The sequence below is a fragment of the Pseudomonas sp. PDM18 genome (assembly GCF_014852585.1).
GTDB lineage: Bacteria > Pseudomonadota > Gammaproteobacteria > Pseudomonadales > Pseudomonadaceae > Pseudomonas.
Genome location: NZ_JACVBX010000007.1, coordinates 293,868 through 312,189 on the forward strand (window position 1 = coordinate 293,868; position 18,322 = coordinate 312,189).

15 protein-coding genes are annotated in these 18,322 nt (G+C 67.5%); 10 read left to right on the forward strand and 5 right to left on the reverse strand.

What is annotated here, in order from left to right; all coding sequences use genetic code 11:
* Entirely contained in the window at positions 1–1,101 is a 1,101-nt protein-coding gene (locus IB274_RS16765) for a M14 family metallopeptidase (RefSeq protein WP_192433031.1), read from the forward strand.
* A 5-nt stretch (positions 1,102–1,106) separates the two neighbouring features.
* Here IB274_RS16765 and IB274_RS16770 read toward each other — a convergent pair whose 3' ends face one another.
* Positions 1,107–2,015: a LysR substrate-binding domain-containing protein gene (locus tag IB274_RS16770; protein ID WP_192433032.1), complete on the reverse strand. Its 909-nt coding sequence runs from the start codon at positions 2,013–2,015 to the stop codon at positions 1,107–1,109.
* Positions 2,016–2,173: 158 nt separating this feature from the next.
* On the opposite strand from IB274_RS16770, the gene IB274_RS16775 reads away from it, so the two are divergent.
* The 6 genes from IB274_RS16775 to mrdA all read left to right on the forward strand — a co-directional run bounded on the left by IB274_RS16775 (position 2,174) and on the right by mrdA (position 9,453).
* Positions 2,174–3,472, forward strand: coding sequence for an NAD(P)/FAD-dependent oxidoreductase (locus IB274_RS16775; protein WP_192433033.1), 1,299 nt, complete (start codon positions 2,174–2,176; stop codon positions 3,470–3,472).
* A gap of 92 nt (positions 3,473–3,564) precedes the next feature.
* Positions 3,565–4,671, forward strand: coding sequence for a polyamine ABC transporter substrate-binding protein (locus IB274_RS16780; protein ID WP_192433034.1), 1,107 nt, complete (start codon positions 3,565–3,567; stop codon positions 4,669–4,671).
* Positions 4,668–5,936, forward strand: coding sequence for an NAD(P)/FAD-dependent oxidoreductase (locus IB274_RS16785; RefSeq protein ID WP_192433035.1), 1,269 nt, complete (start codon positions 4,668–4,670; stop codon positions 5,934–5,936). Before IB274_RS16780 ends, IB274_RS16785 begins: the two co-directional genes overlap by 4 nt.
* Positions 5,937–6,024: 88 nt before the next feature.
* On the forward strand, positions 6,025–6,885 hold the full coding sequence (locus IB274_RS16790) for a DMT family transporter (RefSeq protein ID WP_192433036.1): 861 nt from the start codon (positions 6,025–6,027) through the stop codon (positions 6,883–6,885).
* Positions 6,886–6,936: 51 nt separating this feature from the next.
* Positions 6,937–7,335: a heme-binding protein gene (locus IB274_RS16795; protein ID WP_192433037.1), complete on the forward strand. Its 399-nt coding sequence runs from the start codon at positions 6,937–6,939 to the stop codon at positions 7,333–7,335.
* A gap of 225 nt (positions 7,336–7,560) precedes the next feature.
* A complete protein-coding gene (gene mrdA, locus IB274_RS16800; RefSeq protein WP_192433038.1) occupies positions 7,561–9,453 on the forward strand; it encodes a penicillin-binding protein 2 in 1,893 nt (630 codons plus the stop codon).
* A gap of 48 nt (positions 9,454–9,501) precedes the next feature.
* Here mrdA and IB274_RS16805 read toward each other — a convergent pair whose 3' ends face one another.
* The 4 genes from IB274_RS16805 to IB274_RS16820 are packed head-to-tail and all read right to left on the reverse strand — an operon-like array spanning position 9,502 to position 14,649.
* Positions 9,502–9,720 carry a formate dehydrogenase subunit delta gene (locus IB274_RS16805; protein ID WP_192433039.1) on the reverse strand — a complete coding sequence of 73 codons (219 nt, stop codon included), beginning with the start codon at positions 9,718–9,720 and terminating at the stop codon, positions 9,502–9,504.
* Positions 9,717–12,617, reverse strand: a complete 2,901-nt coding sequence (fdhF, locus tag IB274_RS16810) for a formate dehydrogenase subunit alpha (RefSeq protein WP_192433040.1) — start codon at positions 12,615–12,617, stop codon at positions 9,717–9,719. The genes IB274_RS16805 and fdhF overlap by 4 nt, the downstream gene beginning before the upstream one ends.
* Positions 12,614–14,173, reverse strand: a complete 1,560-nt coding sequence (locus IB274_RS16815; RefSeq protein ID WP_192433041.1) for a formate dehydrogenase beta subunit — start codon at positions 14,171–14,173, stop codon at positions 12,614–12,616. The genes fdhF and IB274_RS16815 overlap by 4 nt, the downstream gene beginning before the upstream one ends.
* Positions 14,167–14,649: a formate dehydrogenase subunit gamma gene (locus IB274_RS16820; protein ID WP_192433042.1), complete on the reverse strand. Its 483-nt coding sequence runs from the start codon at positions 14,647–14,649 to the stop codon at positions 14,167–14,169. The genes IB274_RS16815 and IB274_RS16820 overlap by 7 nt, the downstream gene beginning before the upstream one ends.
* 385 nt (positions 14,650–15,034) lie before the next feature.
* Here IB274_RS16820 and IB274_RS16825 point away from each other — a divergent pair, with 385 nt between their 5' ends.
* The 3 genes from IB274_RS16825 (at position 15,035) to IB274_RS16835 (ending at position 18,107) form a co-directional block, all read left to right on the forward strand.
* The gene (locus tag IB274_RS16825; protein ID WP_192433043.1) at positions 15,035–15,403 is read left to right on the forward strand and encodes a c-type cytochrome; all 369 of its coding nucleotides are present in this window, start codon (positions 15,035–15,037) and stop codon (positions 15,401–15,403) included.
* A 76-nt stretch (positions 15,404–15,479) separates the two neighbouring features.
* A complete protein-coding gene (locus tag IB274_RS16830) occupies positions 15,480–16,814 on the forward strand; it encodes a D-arabinono-1,4-lactone oxidase (protein WP_412548432.1) in 1,335 nt (444 codons plus the stop codon).
* Between the two features lie 15 nt (positions 16,815–16,829).
* The gene (locus IB274_RS16835; protein WP_225614889.1) at positions 16,830–18,107 is read left to right on the forward strand and encodes a DSD1 family PLP-dependent enzyme; all 1,278 of its coding nucleotides are present in this window, start codon (positions 16,830–16,832) and stop codon (positions 18,105–18,107) included.
* Positions 18,108–18,322 lie beyond the last annotated feature (215 nt).

Here is an 18,322-nt window from a genome sequence, read left to right on the forward strand (position 1 = left end):
ATGAATGCATCGTCGTATTTCTCCCAGAGCTACGCCCAGGCGCGCAGCAAGTTCCTCGACGCCTGTGCGGCCGCCGGTCTGCTGGTGGAGTCCCACATCCACCCGCTCACCGGCCGTGATGGCGAGACATTGGCGGTGGACGTCGCCCGTGAAGGACCGCTGGAGGCGAAGCGCCTGCTGATCATCAGCAGCGGTTGCCACGGCGTCGAAGGCTTCTGCGGCTCCGGCGTGCAGAGTGCGCTGCTAGCGGACACGGCCTGGCGCGAGCACGCGCGCCGCAACGACTGCGCGGTGCTCTACCTGCATGCCGCCAACCCCTACGGATTTTCCTGGTGGCGCCGCTGGACCCAGGAGAACGTTGACCTCAACCGCAACTTCCGTGACTTCACCCAGGCAGCGCCGCAGAACCCAGGCTACGCGCAGCTCGACCCGGTGCTCGCACCCCGTCGCTGGCCCAGCCCACTGGGGCGCCTGCGGCTGCTCGGCTATGCGTTGCGGCACGGCCGATGGGAGCTGCAGAAGGCTATCTCGTCAGGCCAGGCCAGCCATCCCGATGGGTTGTTCTTCTGCGGCACGCAGCCGACCTGGAGCAACCGCACCGTGCGCGAAATGTTGCGCCAGCATGGCCGGCAGTGCCGTGAAATGGCCTGGATCGATGTGCACACCGGCCTCGGCCCGAAGGGCTATGGCGAGTACATCTACTCGGGCGACCCGCGCCCCGAAGCGCTGGTCCGCGCCCGCGCCTGGTGGGGCGAAGACGTGCGCTCGACGGAGGAAGGCAACAGCGTCTCGGTGAAGCTCAGCGGCAAGCTGGTCCACGCGGCGTTCGATGAATGCCCGCAGGCGCTGCTGGTCTCCATGAGCCTGGAGTTCGGTACTGTGCCCGGCCCGCAGGTACTCGAAGCACTGCGCGCGGACCAGTGGCTGCACCGCACGCCCGATGCGCCGGCGACCAAGGTGCGGCGGATCAAGCAGCAGCTGCGCGATGCCTTCTACATCGACACGGACGAATGGAAGAACGCGGTACTGACTCGTGCGCGGGACGCGGCCTGGCACGCGGTAGAGGGGTTGTGCAGCGAGATTCCGGCGCCGCTGCGCTGACGGAGTCAGCCTTCCAGCTGATTGCGCTGCTCCTCGAACCAGTCGAGTACTGGCTGACAGGCCGGGTGGGCGGCGCCGCTGTCGCGCAGCCAGAGGGCGTAGCGGCCCCCGGTTTTCAGCGCCTCGCCAAAGGGCACGATGAGGTCGCCGCGCAGCAGGGCGTCGTGGGCCAGCAGGCGGTCGGTCATGGCCACTCCCAGGCCACGGGCAGCGGCGTCCAGCGCCAGGTCGTCGAGGTTGAACAGCATGTGCTTGAACGGCGCGGGTGGCGGGGCGGCTTGGGAACGCAGCCACTGCGGCCATTCCAGGCCGCCGCTGGAGGCGTGGATCAGCGGGTGGCGCGCCAGCTCTTCCAGCGAGCGCGGAGGCGCCTGGCCGTCATCCAGGCGCGGGGCGCACACCGGGATCAGGTATTCGTCGTACAGCGGCATCAGCGTGCGGCCCTGCGGATCGCTGCCGCTGGGCAGGTAGAGCACGTAGGCGTCGCAGTCGCCGCCGTCGTCCACCACTTCGCCGCCAACCGTCTCGATGGACAGGCAAAGCTCCGGATGCCGCGAGTAGAAGGAGCTCAGGCGCGGCAGCAGCCAACGCACCGCCAGCGAAACGAAGATGCGGATGCGGAAGGGCCGTTCTGCCGAGGGCGGCGCGAGGCGTTCCTCCAGGCGCAGCAGTTGCTGGAGCATGCCCTCGGCCACCGCGTGCACTTCGCGGCCGGCGTCGGTCAGCGCCACCTTGCGACTGGTGCGGTCGAACAGCGGCACGCGGTAATACTCCTCCAGCTGTTGCACCTGCCGGCTGATGGCGCTCTGGGTCAGGTGCAGCTGTTTCGCGGCGGCCGTAAAGCTACCGGAGTCGGCGACCTGTACCAGGGCCTGCAGGGCCTGCAGGGAGGGAACGCGAAGCAGTTTGTTCATGACCCTTCCGTGCGCAATCTATGCGAGATGGGAATACCAGAATGAAAAATGAGCGTTGGTGCGCTCAGCGCAACTGCCCGTAGATTCTGGACATGACGCGCCATCGGGGAAATCGCTTGGATACGCCCGGCGCATGGATTGTGAAGGAGTGCCGGGCAATGAACAATCACTGTGGCTGGATCGCCCTGGCGGGCGAGCTGCCCGCGCGGCCGACGTTGAGCGGTACCCAGCGGGCGGACTGGCTGATCATCGGTGGCGGCATCACCGGGCTCTCCGCTGCCCATGCGCTGGCGGCGCGTTTCCCGCAGCAACGCGTGGTGGTGCTGGAACGCCAGCGCATCGCCCAGGGAGCCTCGGCGCGCAATTCCGGGTTTGTCGTCGCCCATGAACTGCCTGCCGCCAGCGAACGCCTCGGGCAACCCGGTCACCCCGCGTACCAGATCGCCTCGCGCATTGGCATAGCGGCGGCGCAGGAAGTCCGCCAGCGCATCGCCGGGCTGAGCATCGACTGCGAGCTTTTCGAAGACGGCTATCACTTCGCTGCACACCGGCCCGAGCATCTGGGTGATGTCGACGGCATCCTCGCCACGCTGGCCTCGGTCGGCGCCAACGCACGCTACTACGAAGGCGCAGCGCTGGAGCAGCGGCTCGGCAGTGCCTTCTACGCGCGGGCCATTCATTGCTCCGGTGGTAACGCGCTGCTGCAACCCGGGCGCTATGTGAAGGGCCTGGCGGAGAACCTGCCGGCGTCGGTGGAGGTTTTCGAGCAGAGCGGCGTGACCGACCTGCGCCGTAGCGGCCAGGGCTGGGTGGCGCGTACCGAGCAGGGCGAAGTCCATGCACCGCAGGTGCTGGTCTGCCTTGGCGCCTTCATTGCCCGCGCCGGTCTGCACGACAGCGGCGCCTTCCCGCTGGAACTGAGCGCCAGCATTACCCGCCCGCTGGACGAGCCGCGCTGGCAGTCGCTGTTCGGCGAGCGCCAGTGGGGCGTGCTCGCGCCGTTGCCGGGCGGTGGCACCGTGCGTTTGCTACCGGGGCGCCGGCTGCTGATCCGCAACACCGTCGAATACCGTCATCGCGACCTCGACAACAATGCGCTGGCCGAGCGCCGCCGCCGTCATCTGGCCGGTTTGCAGAAGCGCTTCCCCGGCATCGTCGAAACCGATATCGCCTACACCTGGACCGGCCACCTGAGCGGCACCCGCTCCGGCGAGCCGTACTTCGCCCGCGTCGACCAGCGCCTGCACGCCGTGGCCGGCTGCAACGGCTCGGGCGTGGCGCGCGGCACTCTATGGGGGCGCCTGCTGGTGGAGATGGCCGCGGGCGACAGTTCGCCGGTGCTGGCCGACGTGCTGGCGCAGGCCAGCCCCGGCTACCTGCCGCCCAGCCCATTCTTCGATATCGGCGCCTCTTTGCGCATGGCCTGGGAAGTGCGCCGCGCGCGCGCCGAGGCCTGATTAACGGTTTACCCACGCAAACGATCCATCACGGCGATCCATCAAGACCATCCGCCAACACCATCCTCAAGAACAAAAAATCCGAGGGCAGCATGATCAATCGTTCCAAGACTCTGGCCGGCTCCACCCTGGCGGGCCTCGCACTTGCGGCAATCGCTGGTACCGCCCAGGCGGCACAGACCGTCACCATCGCCAACTGGAGCGGCTACATCGCCGAAGACACCCTGGCGAACTTCACCAAACAGACCGGCATCCAGACCACCTACGACCTCGTCGACAGCAACGAGACCACCGAAGCCAAGCTGATGACCGGCGCCAGCGGCTACGACCTGGCCAGCCCGTCCAACCACTTCCTGCCGCGCCTGATCAAGGCCGGTGCCATCCAGGAACTGGACAAGAGCAAGTTGCTCAACTGGAAGAACCTTGACCCCAAGCTGATGAAGATCCTCGAGGCCAACGATCCGGGTAACCGCTACGCCATTCCCTACCTCTGGGTGACCGTCGGTATCGGCTACAACGAGGACAAGATCAAGGCGATCTTCGGCAACACCGACGTCACCCACAGCTGGCAGCTGCTGTTCGATCCGAAGAACGCGGAGAAGCTCGCCCAGTGCGGCATCGCGGTGATCGACAACGCCACCCAGATGGTGCCCATCACCCTCAAGGTGCTCGGCCGCGACCCGGCGAGCCAGAACCCGGACGACTTCAAGGCCGCGGAGGCTGTGCTGCAGGCGGTGCGTCCGTCGATCCGCTACTTCCACCAATCCAAGTACGTCAGCGACCTGGCCAACGGCAACATCTGCGTCGCCATCGGCTTCAGCGGCGATGTGCTGCAGGCCATGACCACCGCCAAGCAGGCCGGCAACAACGTGAAGATCGGCTACAGCCTGCCGCGCGAAGGCAGCACCATCGCCGTGGACACCGTGACCATTCCCAAGGGCGCGCCACACCTGGACAACGCCTACGCCTACATGAACTACCTGCTGCAGCCGGAAGTGATCGCCAACATCAGTAATGCCGTGCAGTACCCCAACGGCAACGCCGCCGCGACCCAGTACGTCGACGCGGAGCTGCGCAACAACCCGGCCGTCTACCCGCCGCAGGAGGTGCTCGACACCCTGTTCCCGATCAAGACCCTGTCGCCGTCCGGGATGCGCATGAGCACCCGCCTGTGGACCCGCGTGATGAGCGGCAAATGACCCAGCCCAACGACCTGCGCCGCCACGCCCTGGTGGTCGGCGCCGGCGTGGTCGGCCTGGCCACCGCGCTGCAACTGCAACGCCGCGATATGCGCGTGACCCTGCTTGACCGCAATCCGCCAGGGCTGGCCACCTCGTTCGGCAATGCCTGCACCTTCGCCACTTACTCGGTGGAGCCGGTAGCCACGCCCGGCATCTGGCGCAAGGCGCCGGGCATGCTGCTGCGCCCGGACAGCCCGCTGGCGATCCGCCCGGCCTACCTGCCGCGCATCGTGCCTTGGCTGCTGCAGTTACTGGCGGCCTCGCGGCGTGATCGGGTGGAAGCCATCGGTCACGACCTCAACACCCTGCTGCGCCCCTGCATGGGGGCGTGGCAGGGGCTGTTCGACGAGGCCGGCGCCAATGAACTGATCCGCCACGACGGCTCGTTGTACATCTTCGAAGCCCACGAGCGCAGCGATGCGCAGGCCATGGTGGATTACCACCGGCGCTTCGAGGTGCCGATCCGATTCGTCGAGGGCTCCGAACTGCGCGAGCTGGAACCGGCGCTCAACGCCCGTGCAAGTTGCGCGGTTGAGCTGCCCGGCGTGAGCCGCACGCTCGATCCCTATGCGCTGAGCCTGCGTCTGTTCGAGCGCTTCCTTGCCATGGGCGGCGAGTTCCGCCGTGGCGAGCTGCTGGGCCTGGAACCGGCCGGGCAGGGCAGGGACGCGGTGCAGGCGCAACTGACGAGCGGCGAGCGGCTGGTGGCCGACCGCGTGGCGCTCTGCACCGGCGCCTGGTCGCGGACTTTGGTGGACCAGTTGGGCGACAGCGTGCCGCAGGACACCGAGCGCGGTTACCACGTGCTCTTCGGTCACGCCGGGCAGGTGCTCAACCGCCCGGTGTGCTGGGGTGCCGGCGGCTTCTACATGACGCCCATGGCGCAGGGCCTGCGCGTGGCCGGTACGGTGGAATTCGCCGGGCTGGAAGCGTTGCCGAGCCCGGCGCGCTACCGCTACCTGACCCGTGGCGCGCGGCGCTTCCTGCGCCTGCAGCACGAGCCGGTGTCGCAGTGGATGGGCTTCCGTTCCTCGGTGCCGGACAGCATGCCGGTACTCGGCCCGTCCCGGCGCCTGCCGCAGGTCTTCTACAACTTCGGGCACGGCCACATCGGCCTGACCCTCGGCGCTATCACCGGCCAGTTGCTCGCCGAGCAGGCCAGTGACGTCGTCACCAGCGTACCGGTGACGCCCTTCCTCGCCAGCCGCTTCGGCTCTCGCTGAAGCACTGGCATTCACTCCGGCTTTCACGCCGAACAACAGGAGATCACGACATGCCCCAGCTGACCCTCGTCGCCCCCGCAGCCATGCCATGCGCAGCGTGGGCCTGATGCTGTTGTCGATGTTCTGTTTCGCGGTGGTGGACGCGCTGGCCAAGGTGGTGGCGCTGAAGTACCCGGCCAACGAGGTGACCTTCTTCCGCATGGCCTTCGGCGTGCTGCCGGCGTTTCTCCTCTGCCTGCGCGGCCGGCCGCTGGCGGAGCGCTGGCGGCAACTGGATGTGCGCGGGCAGAGTATTCGTGCGCTGACGCTGCTGGGCTCTTCGGCGCTGTTCTTCGCCGGGCTGCCCTACGTGCCGCTGAGCGAGGCCATTTCCATCGCCTATTCCGAAGCGTTGCTGGTGATCGTGCTGGCACCGCTGCTGCTGGGCGAACGCCTGCTGCCGCGCAACGCGCTGGCGGCGGTGCTGGGCTTCATCGGCGTGCTGATGGTGGTCAAGCCGGATAACGCCGAGGCCAGCCTGGTCGGGCCGGGCCTGCTGGTGGCCAGCGCCTTCTTCGGCGCGCTGTCGATGATCCAGATCCGCCGCATCCGCGAGACCGACGATTCCACCACCACGGTGCTGTATTTCACCGTGGTCGGCACCCTGGTCACTGGCGCCACGCTGCCGTTTTCCTGGAGCACGCCGAGCCTGCCGGACCTCGGCTTCATGCTCGCCCTCGGCCTGCTCGCGACCCTCGGCCAGCTGCTGTTCACCATCGCCGTGCGCCGCGCCCATGCCGCCACGCTGGCGCCGTACACCTACACCAGCATCATCTGGGCGAGCCTGTTCGGCTACGTGATCTGGGGCGAGGTGCTCAGCCTGCTGTCGCTGGCCGGTATCGTGCTGATCGTCGGCAGCGCCGTGGTCGTGGCGGTGCTGGAGCAGCCGCCGGAGGGCTCGGTGGTCTGATTTTCCCTGCTTCCCACCCGGCGCGATGCGCCGTTTCACGAGAGAGATTGCATGCAACACAAAGCTGTACTCGACCAGACCGACGTCGCCCGCATTGTCGCCTCCGCCACCGACGAGGCCCGGCGCCAAGGGTGGGCGGTGTGCATCGCCGTGGCCGACGACGGCGGCCACCCGCTGGCGCTGGTGCGCCTGGACGGCTGCGCCCAGGCCAGCGCCTACATCGCCACCGAGAAGGCGCACAGCGCAGCGATCGGCCGGCGCGAAACTCGCGAGTACGAGAACATGGTCAATGGCGGCCGCACGGCCTTCCTCAGCGCGCCGCTGCTGACCTCTCTCGAAGGTGGCGTGCCGATCTTGGTGGGCGGGCAGGTGGTGGGCGCGGTCGGCGTTTCCGGCGTCCGCGCGGAACAGGACGCACAGGTCGCCAAGGCGGGGATCGCCGGGCTCTGAGGGAGTGCAGGGGAGCGCCTCGACTACCGGTCAGAATCCGGCCTGCCAGTCTGGTACCATGCCGCGCCGGTATGCCAGCTGGCGCGTGATGCCCCCGCGTCTGGCGATGCCCGCTTCCTTTCGTTCCCACTCTGCTGCAAACAGGCCGCATCGATCGGAAAGCTCCCCTGCACGGCAGGAGCGAAGCGCTTTCCACCGGGTCGATGGGGACCTTCTGGAATCCCGATGCACGATCCGATCAAACTCAAGGACCACCAGCAGGAGGCGACGCTGGTCAACCGCCGCCTGATAGCCTGCGGCGCGCTCGTGGCCCTGATGAGCGTGACCCTGGTGGCAAGGATGTACTTCCTCCAGATCACCGACTATGCGACCAACGCCACCGTCTCCGAGAACAACCGCATCCACGTCCTGCCGATCCCCCCGGAACGCGGACTGATCTTCGACCGCAACGGCAAGGTACTCGCCGAGAACCTGCCCAGCTTCAACCTCACCCTGACCCGCGAGCGCGCCGGCAATTCACAGGCGGTGCTGGACCAGGTGACCGATATCCTCCACCTGAGCCCCGAGCAGCGCCTGCAGTGCGACAAGGCGCTGAAGAAGAGCCGCCATCCCTTCGAGCCGGTCGCCATCCTGCATGACCTGAGCGAGGAGCAGATCGCCCTCATCGAGGTCAACCGCTACAAGCTGCCGGGCATCGACGTGGATGCCGAGTTCGTCCGCCACTATCCCTACGGCGAACACTTCGCCCACTCTGTCGGCTTCGTCGGGCGCATCAACGAGCGTGAGGCGGCGCGACTGGACAGCACCGAGTACCGGGGCACCGAGTACGTCGGCAAGACCGGTATCGAGCACTTCTACGAGCCGCAGCTGCATGGCCACGTCGGCTACGAAGAAGTCGAAACCAACGCCCAGGGCCGCGTCATGCGCGTGCTGAAGAAGGTGCCGCCGGTAGCCGGCGAGAACATCGTGCTGGGCCTGGACGTGGACCTGCAGGTCGCCGCCGAGAAGGCCCTGGGTGACCGCCGTGGCTCGGTGGTGGCGCTGGACCCGAACACCGGTCAGGTGCTGGCGATGGTCAGCAACCCGAGCTTCGACCCGAACCTGTTCGTCAACGGCATCAGCTCGGCGCAGTACGCAGAACTGCGCGACTCCATCGACCGGCCGCTGTTCAACCGGGCGCTGCGCGGGCTGTATTCACCGGGGTCGACCATCAAGCCGGTGGTGGCCATTGCCGGGCTGGATACCGGCACCATCACACCGGCCACGCGGGTGTTCGATCCCGGCTACTTCCAGCTGCCCAACTACGACCACAAGTACCGCAACTGGAACCACAGTGGCGACGGCTGGGTGGACCTGAGCGCGGCGATCAAGCGTTCCAACGACACCTACTTCTATGATGTCGCGCACAAGCTCGGCATCGACCGCATGCACGACTACCTGACCCGCTTCGGGCTGGGCAGCAAGGTGTCCATCGACATGGCCGAGGAGTCCCCCGGACTGATGCCGTCCCGCGAATGGAAGCGCGCCACCCGGCGCCAGGCCTGGTTCCCCGGCGAGACGGTAATCCTTGGTATCGGCCAGGGCTACATGCAGGTGACGCCGCTGCAGCTCGCCGAAGCGACCTCGCTGATTGCCAGCAAGGGTGCCTGGCACCGACCGCGACTGGCCGAGTCGGTGGGCGGCGAAGACGTCGTCGATGCCAACCCCATGCCCGACATCCACCTGAGCAATCCCCGTGACTGGGATGCGGTGAACTATGGCATGCAGCTGGTGATGCACGATCCGGGTGGCGGCGCGCGGGCCGCGGGGCAGGGCGCCCAGTACCGCATCGCCGGCAAGAGCGGCACCGCGCAGATCGTCGCGATCCGCCAGGGCGAGCGCTACAACCGCCTGAAGACCAAGGAGCGCCACCGCGACAACGCGCTGTTCGTCGGCTTCGCCCCGGCGGCCGAGCCTTCCATCGTGGTCTCGGTGACCATCGAGAACGGCGAGGCCGGCGGCCGCGTGGCCGGGCCGGTGGTGCGCGAGATCATGGATGCCTGGCTGCTCGATGCCGACGGCAAGCTCAAGCCTCAGTACGCGGTGCCGGCCGATACCACGTCGGGCAAGCACGCCTGAGGCCTGCCGCACCCAGCCCGGAGCACGGGCTGGGTGCGGTGTGGTCGGTCAGGTCCGCACCGTTTCCGTCAGCGCCGCCTGCACCAGGGCATGCAGCTCGGTGCCCGGATGATCGGCATGCCAGGCCTTCAGCTCGCGGCGCATGGCCGGCGTCCAGAAGTTCTGCAGGTGCTGCTGCACGCCGTGGACCGCCAGCGCATGGTCCGATTCGGTGGAGAAGTACTGGCCGATCTGGTTGGCCATCTTGATCAGGTTCTCGACGCTCATCGACGGACCTCGGCTTTCTCGCCTTGGGCGTGGCGGCGCTCCTTGAGCAGGCGCCGCTGTTCGTCACTGAACGCCTGGTAGCGTTTCTGCCATTCCGAAGGCTGGAACACGCGCACCACTTCCACCGCCGTGACCTTGTATTCCGGGCAGTTGGTGGCCCAGTCGGAGTTGTCGGTGGTAATCACGTTGGCGCCCGATTCGGGGAAGTGGAAGGTCGTGTAGACCACCCCCGGCGCCACCCGCTCGCTGACCTTGGCACGCAGCACCGTCTGCCCGGCGCGGCTGCCCACGCCGACCCAGTCTCCATCGCTGATGCCACGGCTTTCGGCGTCGCTGGCGTGGATTTCCAGGCGGTCTTCCTCGTGCCAGGCGACGTTGTCGGTGCGCCGGGTCTGCGCGCCGACGTTGTACTGGCTGAGGATGCGTCCGGTGGTGAGCAGCAGCGGATAGCGGGCGTTGACCTTCTCCTCGGTGGGCACGTAACCGGTGAGCATGAAGCGCCCCTTGCCGCGCACGAACTGCTCGATGTGCATGGTCGGGGTACCGTCCGGGGCGGCGTCGTTGCAGGGCCACTGCAGGCTGCCGTGGCGGTCCAGTTCGGCGTAGCTGACGCGGGTGAAGGTCGGCGTCAGGCGGGCGATCTCGTCCATGATCTGCGCCGGGTGCTGGTAGTCCATCGGGTAGCCCAGGGCGGTGGCCAGGGCCACGGTGGCTTCCCAGTCGGCCTTGCCGCCCAGCGGCTCCATCACCTTGCGCACCCGCGAGATGCGCCGTTCGGCGTTGGTGAAGGTACCGTCCTTCTCGAGGAAGGAGCTGCCCGGCAGGAACACGTGGGCGAACTTGGCGGTTTCGTTGAGGAAGATGTCCTGCACCACCACGCATTCCATGGCGGAGAGGGCGGCGGTGACGTGCTGGGTGTTGGGGTCGCTCTGGGCGATGTCCTCGCCCTGGCAGTAGAGCGCCTTGAAGGTGCCGCCCAGCGCCGCTTCGAACATGTTGGGGATGCGCAGGCCGGGATCGGGCTGCAGGGTCACGCCCCAGGCTTGTTCGAACTGGCCGCGCACCGTTTCGTTGGAGATGTGCCGGTAGCCGGGCAGCTCATGGGGGAAGGAACCCATGTCGCACGAGCCCTGCACGTTGTTCTGGCCGCGCAGCGGGTTCACCCCGACGCCCTCGCGGCCGACGTTGCCGGTGGCCATGGCGAGGTTGGCGATGCCCATCACAGCGGTACTGCCCTGGCTGTGCTCAGTGACGCCCAGGCCGTAGTAGATCGCCGCATTGCCGCCGGTGGCGTAGAGGCGGGCGGCGGCGCGGATCTCTTCGGCGGGCACGCCGCACACCGGGCCGAGCACTTCCGGGGAGTTCTCCGGCAGGCTGACGAAATCGCGCCAGCGGATGAAGTCACTGGTTTCGCAGCGTGCGTCGACGAAGTCCTGCTTGACCAGGCCCTCGGTAACGATGACGTGGGCCAGCGCGTTGAGCATCGCGACGTTGGTGCCGGGGCGAAGTTGCAGGTGCAGCTCGGCGCGGGCGTGGGGCGAGTCGACCAGGTCGATGCGCCGCGGGTCGATGACGATCAGCTGCGCGCCCTGGCGCAGGCGGCGCTTGAGCTGCGAGCCGAACACCGGGTGGGCGTCGGTGGGGTTGGCACCCATCACCAGCACCACGTCGGACTGCATAACCGAGTCGAAGCTCTGGGTGCCGGCGGATTCGCCCAGGGTCTGCTTGAGGCCGTAGCCGGTGGGCGAGTGGCAGACCCGCGCACAAGTATCGACGTTGTTGTTGCCGAATGCCGCGCGCACCAGCTTCTGCACCAGGTAGGTTTCTTCGTTGGTGCAGCGGCTGGAAGTGATGCCGCCGATGGAGTCGCGCCCGTATTTCGTCTGGATGCGCCGGAACTCGCTGGCGGCGTAGGTGACTGCCTCGTCCCAGCTGACTTCCTGCCACGGGTCGCCGATGTGCTTGCGGATCATCGGCTTGGTGATGCGGTCCGGGTGCGTGGCGTAGCCCCAGGCAAAGCGGCCCTTGACGCAGGAGTGGCCGTGGTTGGCCTGGCCGTTCTTGTCCGGGACCATGCGCACCAGCTGGTTGCCCTTCATCTCCGCGCGGAAGGAACAGCCCACGCCGCAGTAGGCACAGGTGGTGATCACGGCGCGCTCGGGCTGGCCGATTTCGACGACGCTCTTTTCCATCAGCGTGGCGGTGGGGCAGGCCTGCACGCAGGCGCCGCAGGAGACGCATTCGGAGTCGAGGAAGTTCTCGCCGCCGGCCGCCGCCACGCGGGACTCGAAGCCGCGCCCCTCGATGGTCAGGGCGAAGGTGCCCTGGGTTTCCTCGCAGGCGCGCACGCAGCGGTTGCAGACGATGCACTTGCTTGGGTCATAGTCGAAGTAGGGGTTGGAGACGTCTTTCTGGTCCTTCAGGTGGTTGGCGCCGTCGTAGCCGTAGCGCACCTCGCGCAGTCTGACCTGGCCGGCCACCGTCTGCAGCTCGCAGTTGCCGTTGGCCGAGCAGGTCAGGCAGTCCAGCGGGTGGTCGGAGATATACAGCTCCATCACATTGCGCCGCAGGTCCGCCAGTTTCGACGTCTGCGTGCGCACCACCATGCCTTCGCTTACCGGCGTGGTGCAGGAGGCCGGGTAGCCGCGCATGCCGTCGATTTCCACCAGGCACATGCGGCATGAGCCGAAGGCCTCCAGGCTGTCGGTGGCGCAGAGTTTCGGGATGGTGGTGCCCAGAAGAGCGGCGGCGCGCATCACCGAGGTACCGGCGGGAACGCTGATCGCGCGGCCGTCGATGCTCAGGCTGACCTGCACCTCGCTATGGCGGGCGGGTGTGCCGAAGTCGATGTCGCTGGCACTGCCAGCCGACGAGGAGGGATCGAAGTAGTTGATCACTGGTCGGCCTCCGAAGTCGCCAGACCGAAGTCGGCGGGGAAGTGCTTGAGGGCGCTGGCCACGGGGAAGGCGGTCATCCCGCCGAGGGCGCAGAGCGAGCCGTATTGCAGGGTGTCGCAAAGGTCGGTGAGCAGCTGTGCCTGTTCTTCCCGGACGCTGATGTCGGTGGCGGCGATCAGCCGGTCCACCACCTCCACGCCACGGGTCGAGCCGATGCGGCAGGGCGTGCACTTGCCGCAGGACTCCTCGGCGCAGAACTGCAGGGCGAAGCGAGCCATGTGCGCCATGTCCAGGCTGTCGTCGGCGACCACCACGCCACCGTGGCCGAGCATGGCGCCGACGGCGGCGAAGGCCTCGTAATCCAGCGGGGTGTCGAACTGCGTCGGCGGCACCCAGGCGCCGAGCGGGCCGCCGACCTGCGCGGCCTTAAGCGGGCGGCCGCTGGCGGTGCCGCCGCCGTAGCCTTCCACCAGCTCGCGCAGGGTCAGGCCGAAGGCGCGTTCCACCAGCCCGCCGTGGCGGACATTGCCGGCGAGCTGGAAGGGCATGGTGCCCAGTGAGCGGCCCATGCCGAAGTCGCGGAAGAACTGCGCGCCCCTGGCCAGGATGATCGGCACCGAGGCCAGGGTGAGCACGTTATGCACCAAGGTCGGCAGTCCGAACAGGCCCTGCAGGGCGGGCAGCGGTGGCTTGGCGCGGACCACGCCGCGCTTGCCTTCCAGCGAGTCCAGCAGGGCGGTTTCCTCGCCGCAGATATAGGCGCCGGCACCGACCCGCACTTCCAGCTCAAAGGCGCGGCCGCTGCCGCAGACGTCTTCACCGAGGTAGCCGGCGTCGCGGGCGAGCTTCAGCGCCTGGTTCAGGGTGGCGATGGAGTCCGGGTACTCCGAGCGCACGTAGAGGTAGCCCATGCTCGCGCCGACGGCGAGCCCGGCGATGGCCATGCCCTCGATCAACAGGAAGGGGTCGCCCTCCATCAGCATGCGGTCGGCGAAGGTGCCGGAGTCGCCTTCGTCGGCGTTGCACACCACGTACTTCTGGCTGCCGGCCGCGTCGCGCACGGTGCGCCACTTGATGCCGGCGGGGAAGGCCGCGCCTCCGCGACCGCGCAGGCCAGAGTCGAGCACCGCGGCGACGACGTCGGCGCCGTCCATGCCAATGGCGCGGGTGAGGCCCTCGAAGCCGCCGTGGGCGCGGTAGTCGTCCAGCGACAGCGGCCGGGTGATGCCGGCGCGGGCGAAAAGCAGGCGCTGCTGGCTCTTCAGGTAGGGCAGTTCTTCCACGTGCCCGAGGGCCAGCGGATGGCTGGCCGGGTCGCCGGAAAGCGCATCGAGCAGGGTTGGTACGTCGTCGGCCGTGAGTGGGCCGAAGCCCAGCCGGCCGGTGGGGCTGTCCAGCTCCAGCAGCGGCTCCAGCCAGTAGAGGCCACGCGAGCTGGTGCGTTGGATGTCCAGCGGCAGTTGGCGGCGCTCGGCCTCGGCGACCAGGGCGTCGGTCACCTCGTCGGCGCCCACTGCGCGGGCTACCGAATCGCAGGAAACGAACAGCTTCAGCATGTGGCGTCCTCCCGGCAACCGTTCACCAGCTCGCGCAGGCGTTCGGGAGTGAGGCGGGCGTGTACCCGGCCGTCCAGCTCCAGCGCCGGCGAGCAGGCGCAGGCACCCAGGCAGTAGACCGGGCGCAAAGCGATGCGGCCGTCGGCGCTGGTGCCATGGTCGTCCAGTTCTAGCTGCTCGCGCAGCTGCGCGGCCAGGGCTTCCGCGCCGCGGCTCTGGCACGACTCGGCCCGGCACAGGCGCAGCGTATGGCGGGCCGGCGGCGTGGTGCGGAAGTCGTGGTAGAAGCTGATCACCCCGCGCACCTCGGCGATGCTGAGGTTCAGGGCATGGGCGATTTCCGGGAGGGCGTCGTCGGGGATGTAACCGACGCAGTCCTGGATGGCGTGCAGCACCGGCAGCAGGGCGCCGGGCGTAGCCTTGAGACGTTCCAGCACATCGTGGATCAGGGGCAGGTGAAGCGAAGCATCAGGCATACAGCGCACCTCGACATCGCGGGCGCCTGCCATGGGCGGCGGCCCGGAATCCTTCGGCGGCGGCGTACCGGCCACATCACGGTCTGCGTGGCTTAGCGGGGCGCCATCGTTCTTATGGGGTGTTGCGGTCCGGCCAGGCATCTGCGCGCGCCTGGTCCTCGACAGTAGGAAAGATTGCCATCCCTCTGGATTAGGGATAGCACTCGAACGACCCTGCGTATCCTGAAACCGACAAGGGACCGAAACTGCCAACTTGTCCGCTCAGAGCCCCCTAATTGGCCGGTAAAGCCCTCAGGCCTGGCCGCTCCCCCACTTAACCTGCCAGTTACCCATGACAACAAGAATCCGCGCCTTCGCCGCGCGCGGGAAGAAAAAGGGGAGCACCATGCACACGCCCGCAACACCCTGGCTGCCGCTAGCCCTGCTGGCCCTGACCGGCCTGCTCGGCGGCTGTGGCGACGATGCCGCGCCGCCAGCGGCCCGCACCGCTGCCGTCCTGTCACCCGCTGATCCCGCGCTGGCGAAGATCTATGACAGCAGCTGCAAGCTCTGCCACGCCAACCCGGCCTCCGGAGCGCCGCAGACCGGTGACGCGAAGGCCTGGCAGCCGCGCGTCGCCCAGGGCGCCGACAGTCTGCTGGACCACAGCATCAACGGCTTCAAGGGCATGCCGCCGATGGGCATGTGCATGCAGTGCTCGGAAGAGGAGTTCCTCGCGCTGATTTCCTTCATGTCCGGCCAGTCGGTCCAATAAGCGCGGGGTTCCTTCGATGCCAATTCATCTCACCCGCCGTCAACTGCTGCAGAACGCGGGCATTGCCGGCGCATTCATGGCGCTGTCGAGCAACCCGCTGGCGGCCGAACTGGCCCGTGCTCCGCGACTGATTCCCTGGCGTAACTGGTCCGGCGGGCAGAGCTGCCTGCCGGCGGCGCGCCTGGCGCCACAGAGCCTGGACGAACTGGTCCAGGTCATCCGCCAGGCCCAGGGCAAGGTGCGTCCGGTGGGCTCGGCGCATTCCTTCAGCGCCCTGGTGCCCACCGACGGCACGCTGGTCTCGCTGGCCTATTTCAATGGCCTGCTCGGCCACGACGCCGACACGTTGCAGGCGGAATTCGCCGCCGGCACGCCGATGTCGCTCATGGGGCCGGCGCTGAAGGAGATCGGCCAGGCGCTGCCGAACATGTCGGACATCGACTACCAGACCCTGGCCGGGGCGGTCTCCACCTCGACCCATGGCACCGGCGTTGGCTTCGGCTCCTATTCCTCCCACGTCACCGGCCTGCAACTGGTGACCGCCAGCGGCGAGGTGCTGGACTGCGACGCCCAGCGCCATCCCGAGGTGTTCAACGCCGCACGGGTGTCCCTCGGCGCCTTCGGCATCGCCACCCGCGTGCGTCTGCAGAATCGCGCGGCCTTCCGCCTGCACGAGCGGCAGTGGATCGCCCGTACCGAAGAGCTGCTGGAGGACGTGGAAAAGAACACCCGCGAGAACCAGCACTGGGAAATGCAGGTGCTGACCCATTCCGACTACGCGCTGTCCATCGCCCTCAACGAGACCACCGACCCGGCCACGCCGCCGCTGGACCCGGCCAAGGAGGGCGGCAACGAGTACGTGAGCATCATCGAGGGCCTCGACAAGTACGGCAGTGATTTCCCTACCGCGCGGCGCTTCCTGCTCAACAGCCTGCGCCACGTCGCCAGCTTCGACGACCGCATCGGCGACTCCTACGACGTCTTTGCCAACGTGCGCAACGTGCGTTTCAACGAGATGGAGTATTCGGTCCCGGCCGAACACGGCCCGGCCTGCCTGCGCGAGATTCTCAAGCTGATCAACGACAAGGACCTGCGCACCTGGTTCCCCATCGAGTACCGCTACGTGAAGGCCGACGACATCCCGCTGAGCATGTTCGAGGGGCGCGACAGCTGCTCGATCTCCGTGCACCAGCACTACAGCATGGACCACCACAATTTCTTCGCCGCCGTCGAGCCGATCTTCTGGAAGTACGCCGGCCGGCCGCACTGGGGCAAGCTGCACACGCTGAATGCGCGCACGCTGCAACCGCTGTATCCGCGCTGGAAGGAATTCACCGAGGTGCGCCGCGAGCTGGACCCGCAGGGCAAGTTCCTCAATGCCCACCTGTCATCGATCCTGGGCGTGGCCTGACAAGGAAGAATCACCATGAAACGACGCAATTTCATCGTCGGCGCGGCGGGTGCAGGCGTCCTGCTCGCCGGTGCCGGCGCCTGGCTTCGCCCGACCGACCACGGCGCCCCGTACGACGACTACTTTGCCCGGCTCAACCGCGAGCTGCGCGAGCACGGACCGATGCGCCCGGTGATGCTGATCGACCTCGACCGCCTGGATCACAACGTCGACGTGGTGATGCAGTCGGTGGCCCGCACCGGCAAGCACCTGCGCGTGGTGGAAAAGTCCCTGCCGTCGCCGCAACTGCTCGACTACATCGCCACACGCGCCGGCACCCGGCGGATGATGTCGTTCCACCAGCCCTTCCTCAACCACGACGCCGAGCGTTTCCCCGATTCCGACCTGCTGCTGGGCAAGCCGCTGCCGGTAGGCTCGGCGCAGCAGTTCTACGAGAACCTGCGCGGCCCCTTCGACCCGGCCAAGCAGCTGCAATGGCTGCTCGACACACCCGAACGCCTGCAGCAGTACCTGGCGCTGGCGCAGGGGCGCAACACCCGGCTGCGGATCAACATCGAGCTGGATGTCGGCCTGCACCGGGGCGGCGTGGCCGATCACGAGACCCTGGGGCGGATGCTCACGATCATCGGCGCCAACCCGCAGCACCTGGAATTCGCCGGCTTCATGGGCTACGACCCCTTCGTCGGCATGGGTGTCCCCGAGGTGCTCGGCTCTTCGGAAGAACTCTTCGCCAAGGTCATGACCCTCTATGACGGCTTCGTCGACTACGCGCGAACCCGGCATGCGACGCTGTGGAAGCCGGGCCTGACGCTCAATACTGCCGGCAGCCCCAGCTACAAGATGCACGAGAACGAGCGCACCAGTACTGAAGTATCGGTGGGCTCGGCACTGGTCAAGCCGACCCACTACGACCTGCCTTCGCTGGTGGAGCACCAGCCTGCCGCCTTCATCGCCACGCCGGTCATCAAGAGCACCGGTGCGGTGCGGATTCCGGCACTGGACGACAAGTCGAAAGTGTTCTCCTGGTGGGACCCGAACCTGCGCGAGACCTTCTTCGTCTACGGCGGCAACTGGATGGCCGAGCCCGAATCGCCCAGGGGCCTGCAGTTCAACGGCCTGTACGGGCGCAGCTCGAACCAGGAGATGGTCAACGGCTCCAGCGCCGTGGGCCTGAAGGTGGACGACCAGATGTTCCTTCGCCCGACCCAGTCCGAGTCAATCCTCCTGCAGTTCGGTGACCTGCTGGCGGTGCGCGGGGGGCGAATCGTCGAGCAGTGGCCGGTGTACAACTGAGCGGCGTCGCCTGACTGAAAACCCCAGGACTTTGGCCTGGGGTTTTTCTTTTTGCGCATTGTGCCGAGTAGGGGCTGCCGGCGGTTATTCCTGTCGCGGCAACCTGCTCAAGTGCGGCCGGTTCCGCATCTCGTTGCTGTTGATGAACAATCAGACGGTCTTTCCAGACGAGTCTGAATGACAGGGCTATGGCCTAACTGGTGGGATCGACGTTC

Bases quoted from the DNA above. Each gene is read 5' to 3' on its own strand.
- IB274_RS16765 (WP_192433031.1), top strand. From the start codon at position 1: ATGAATGCATCGTCGTATTTCTCCCAGAGCTACGCCCAGGCGCGCAGC.
- IB274_RS16770 (WP_192433032.1), bottom strand. From the start codon at position 2,015: ATGAACAAACTGCTTCGCGTTCCCTCCCTGCAGGCCCTGCAGGCCCTG.
- IB274_RS16775 (WP_192433033.1), top strand. From the start codon at position 2,174: ATGAACAATCACTGTGGCTGGATCGCCCTGGCGGGCGAGCTGCCCGCG.
- IB274_RS16780 (WP_192433034.1), top strand. From the start codon at position 3,565: ATGATCAATCGTTCCAAGACTCTGGCCGGCTCCACCCTGGCGGGCCTC.
- IB274_RS16785 (WP_192433035.1), top strand. From the start codon at position 4,668: ATGACCCAGCCCAACGACCTGCGCCGCCACGCCCTGGTGGTCGGCGCC.
- IB274_RS16790 (WP_192433036.1), top strand. From the start codon at position 6,025: ATGCGCAGCGTGGGCCTGATGCTGTTGTCGATGTTCTGTTTCGCGGTG.
- IB274_RS16795 (WP_192433037.1), top strand. From the start codon at position 6,937: ATGCAACACAAAGCTGTACTCGACCAGACCGACGTCGCCCGCATTGTC.
- mrdA (WP_192433038.1), top strand. From the start codon at position 7,561: ATGCACGATCCGATCAAACTCAAGGACCACCAGCAGGAGGCGACGCTG.
- IB274_RS16805 (WP_192433039.1), bottom strand. From the start codon at position 9,720: ATGAGCGTCGAGAACCTGATCAAGATGGCCAACCAGATCGGCCAGTAC.
- IB274_RS16815 (WP_192433041.1), bottom strand. From the start codon at position 14,173: ATGCTGAAGCTGTTCGTTTCCTGCGATTCGGTAGCCCGCGCAGTGGGC.
- IB274_RS16820 (WP_192433042.1), bottom strand. From the start codon at position 14,649: ATGCCTGATGCTTCGCTTCACCTGCCCCTGATCCACGATGTGCTGGAA.
- IB274_RS16825 (WP_192433043.1), top strand. From the start codon at position 15,035: ATGCACACGCCCGCAACACCCTGGCTGCCGCTAGCCCTGCTGGCCCTG.
- IB274_RS16830 (WP_412548432.1), top strand. From the start codon at position 15,480: ATGGCGCTGTCGAGCAACCCGCTGGCGGCCGAACTGGCCCGTGCTCCG.
- IB274_RS16835 (WP_225614889.1), top strand. From the start codon at position 16,830: ATGAAACGACGCAATTTCATCGTCGGCGCGGCGGGTGCAGGCGTCCTG.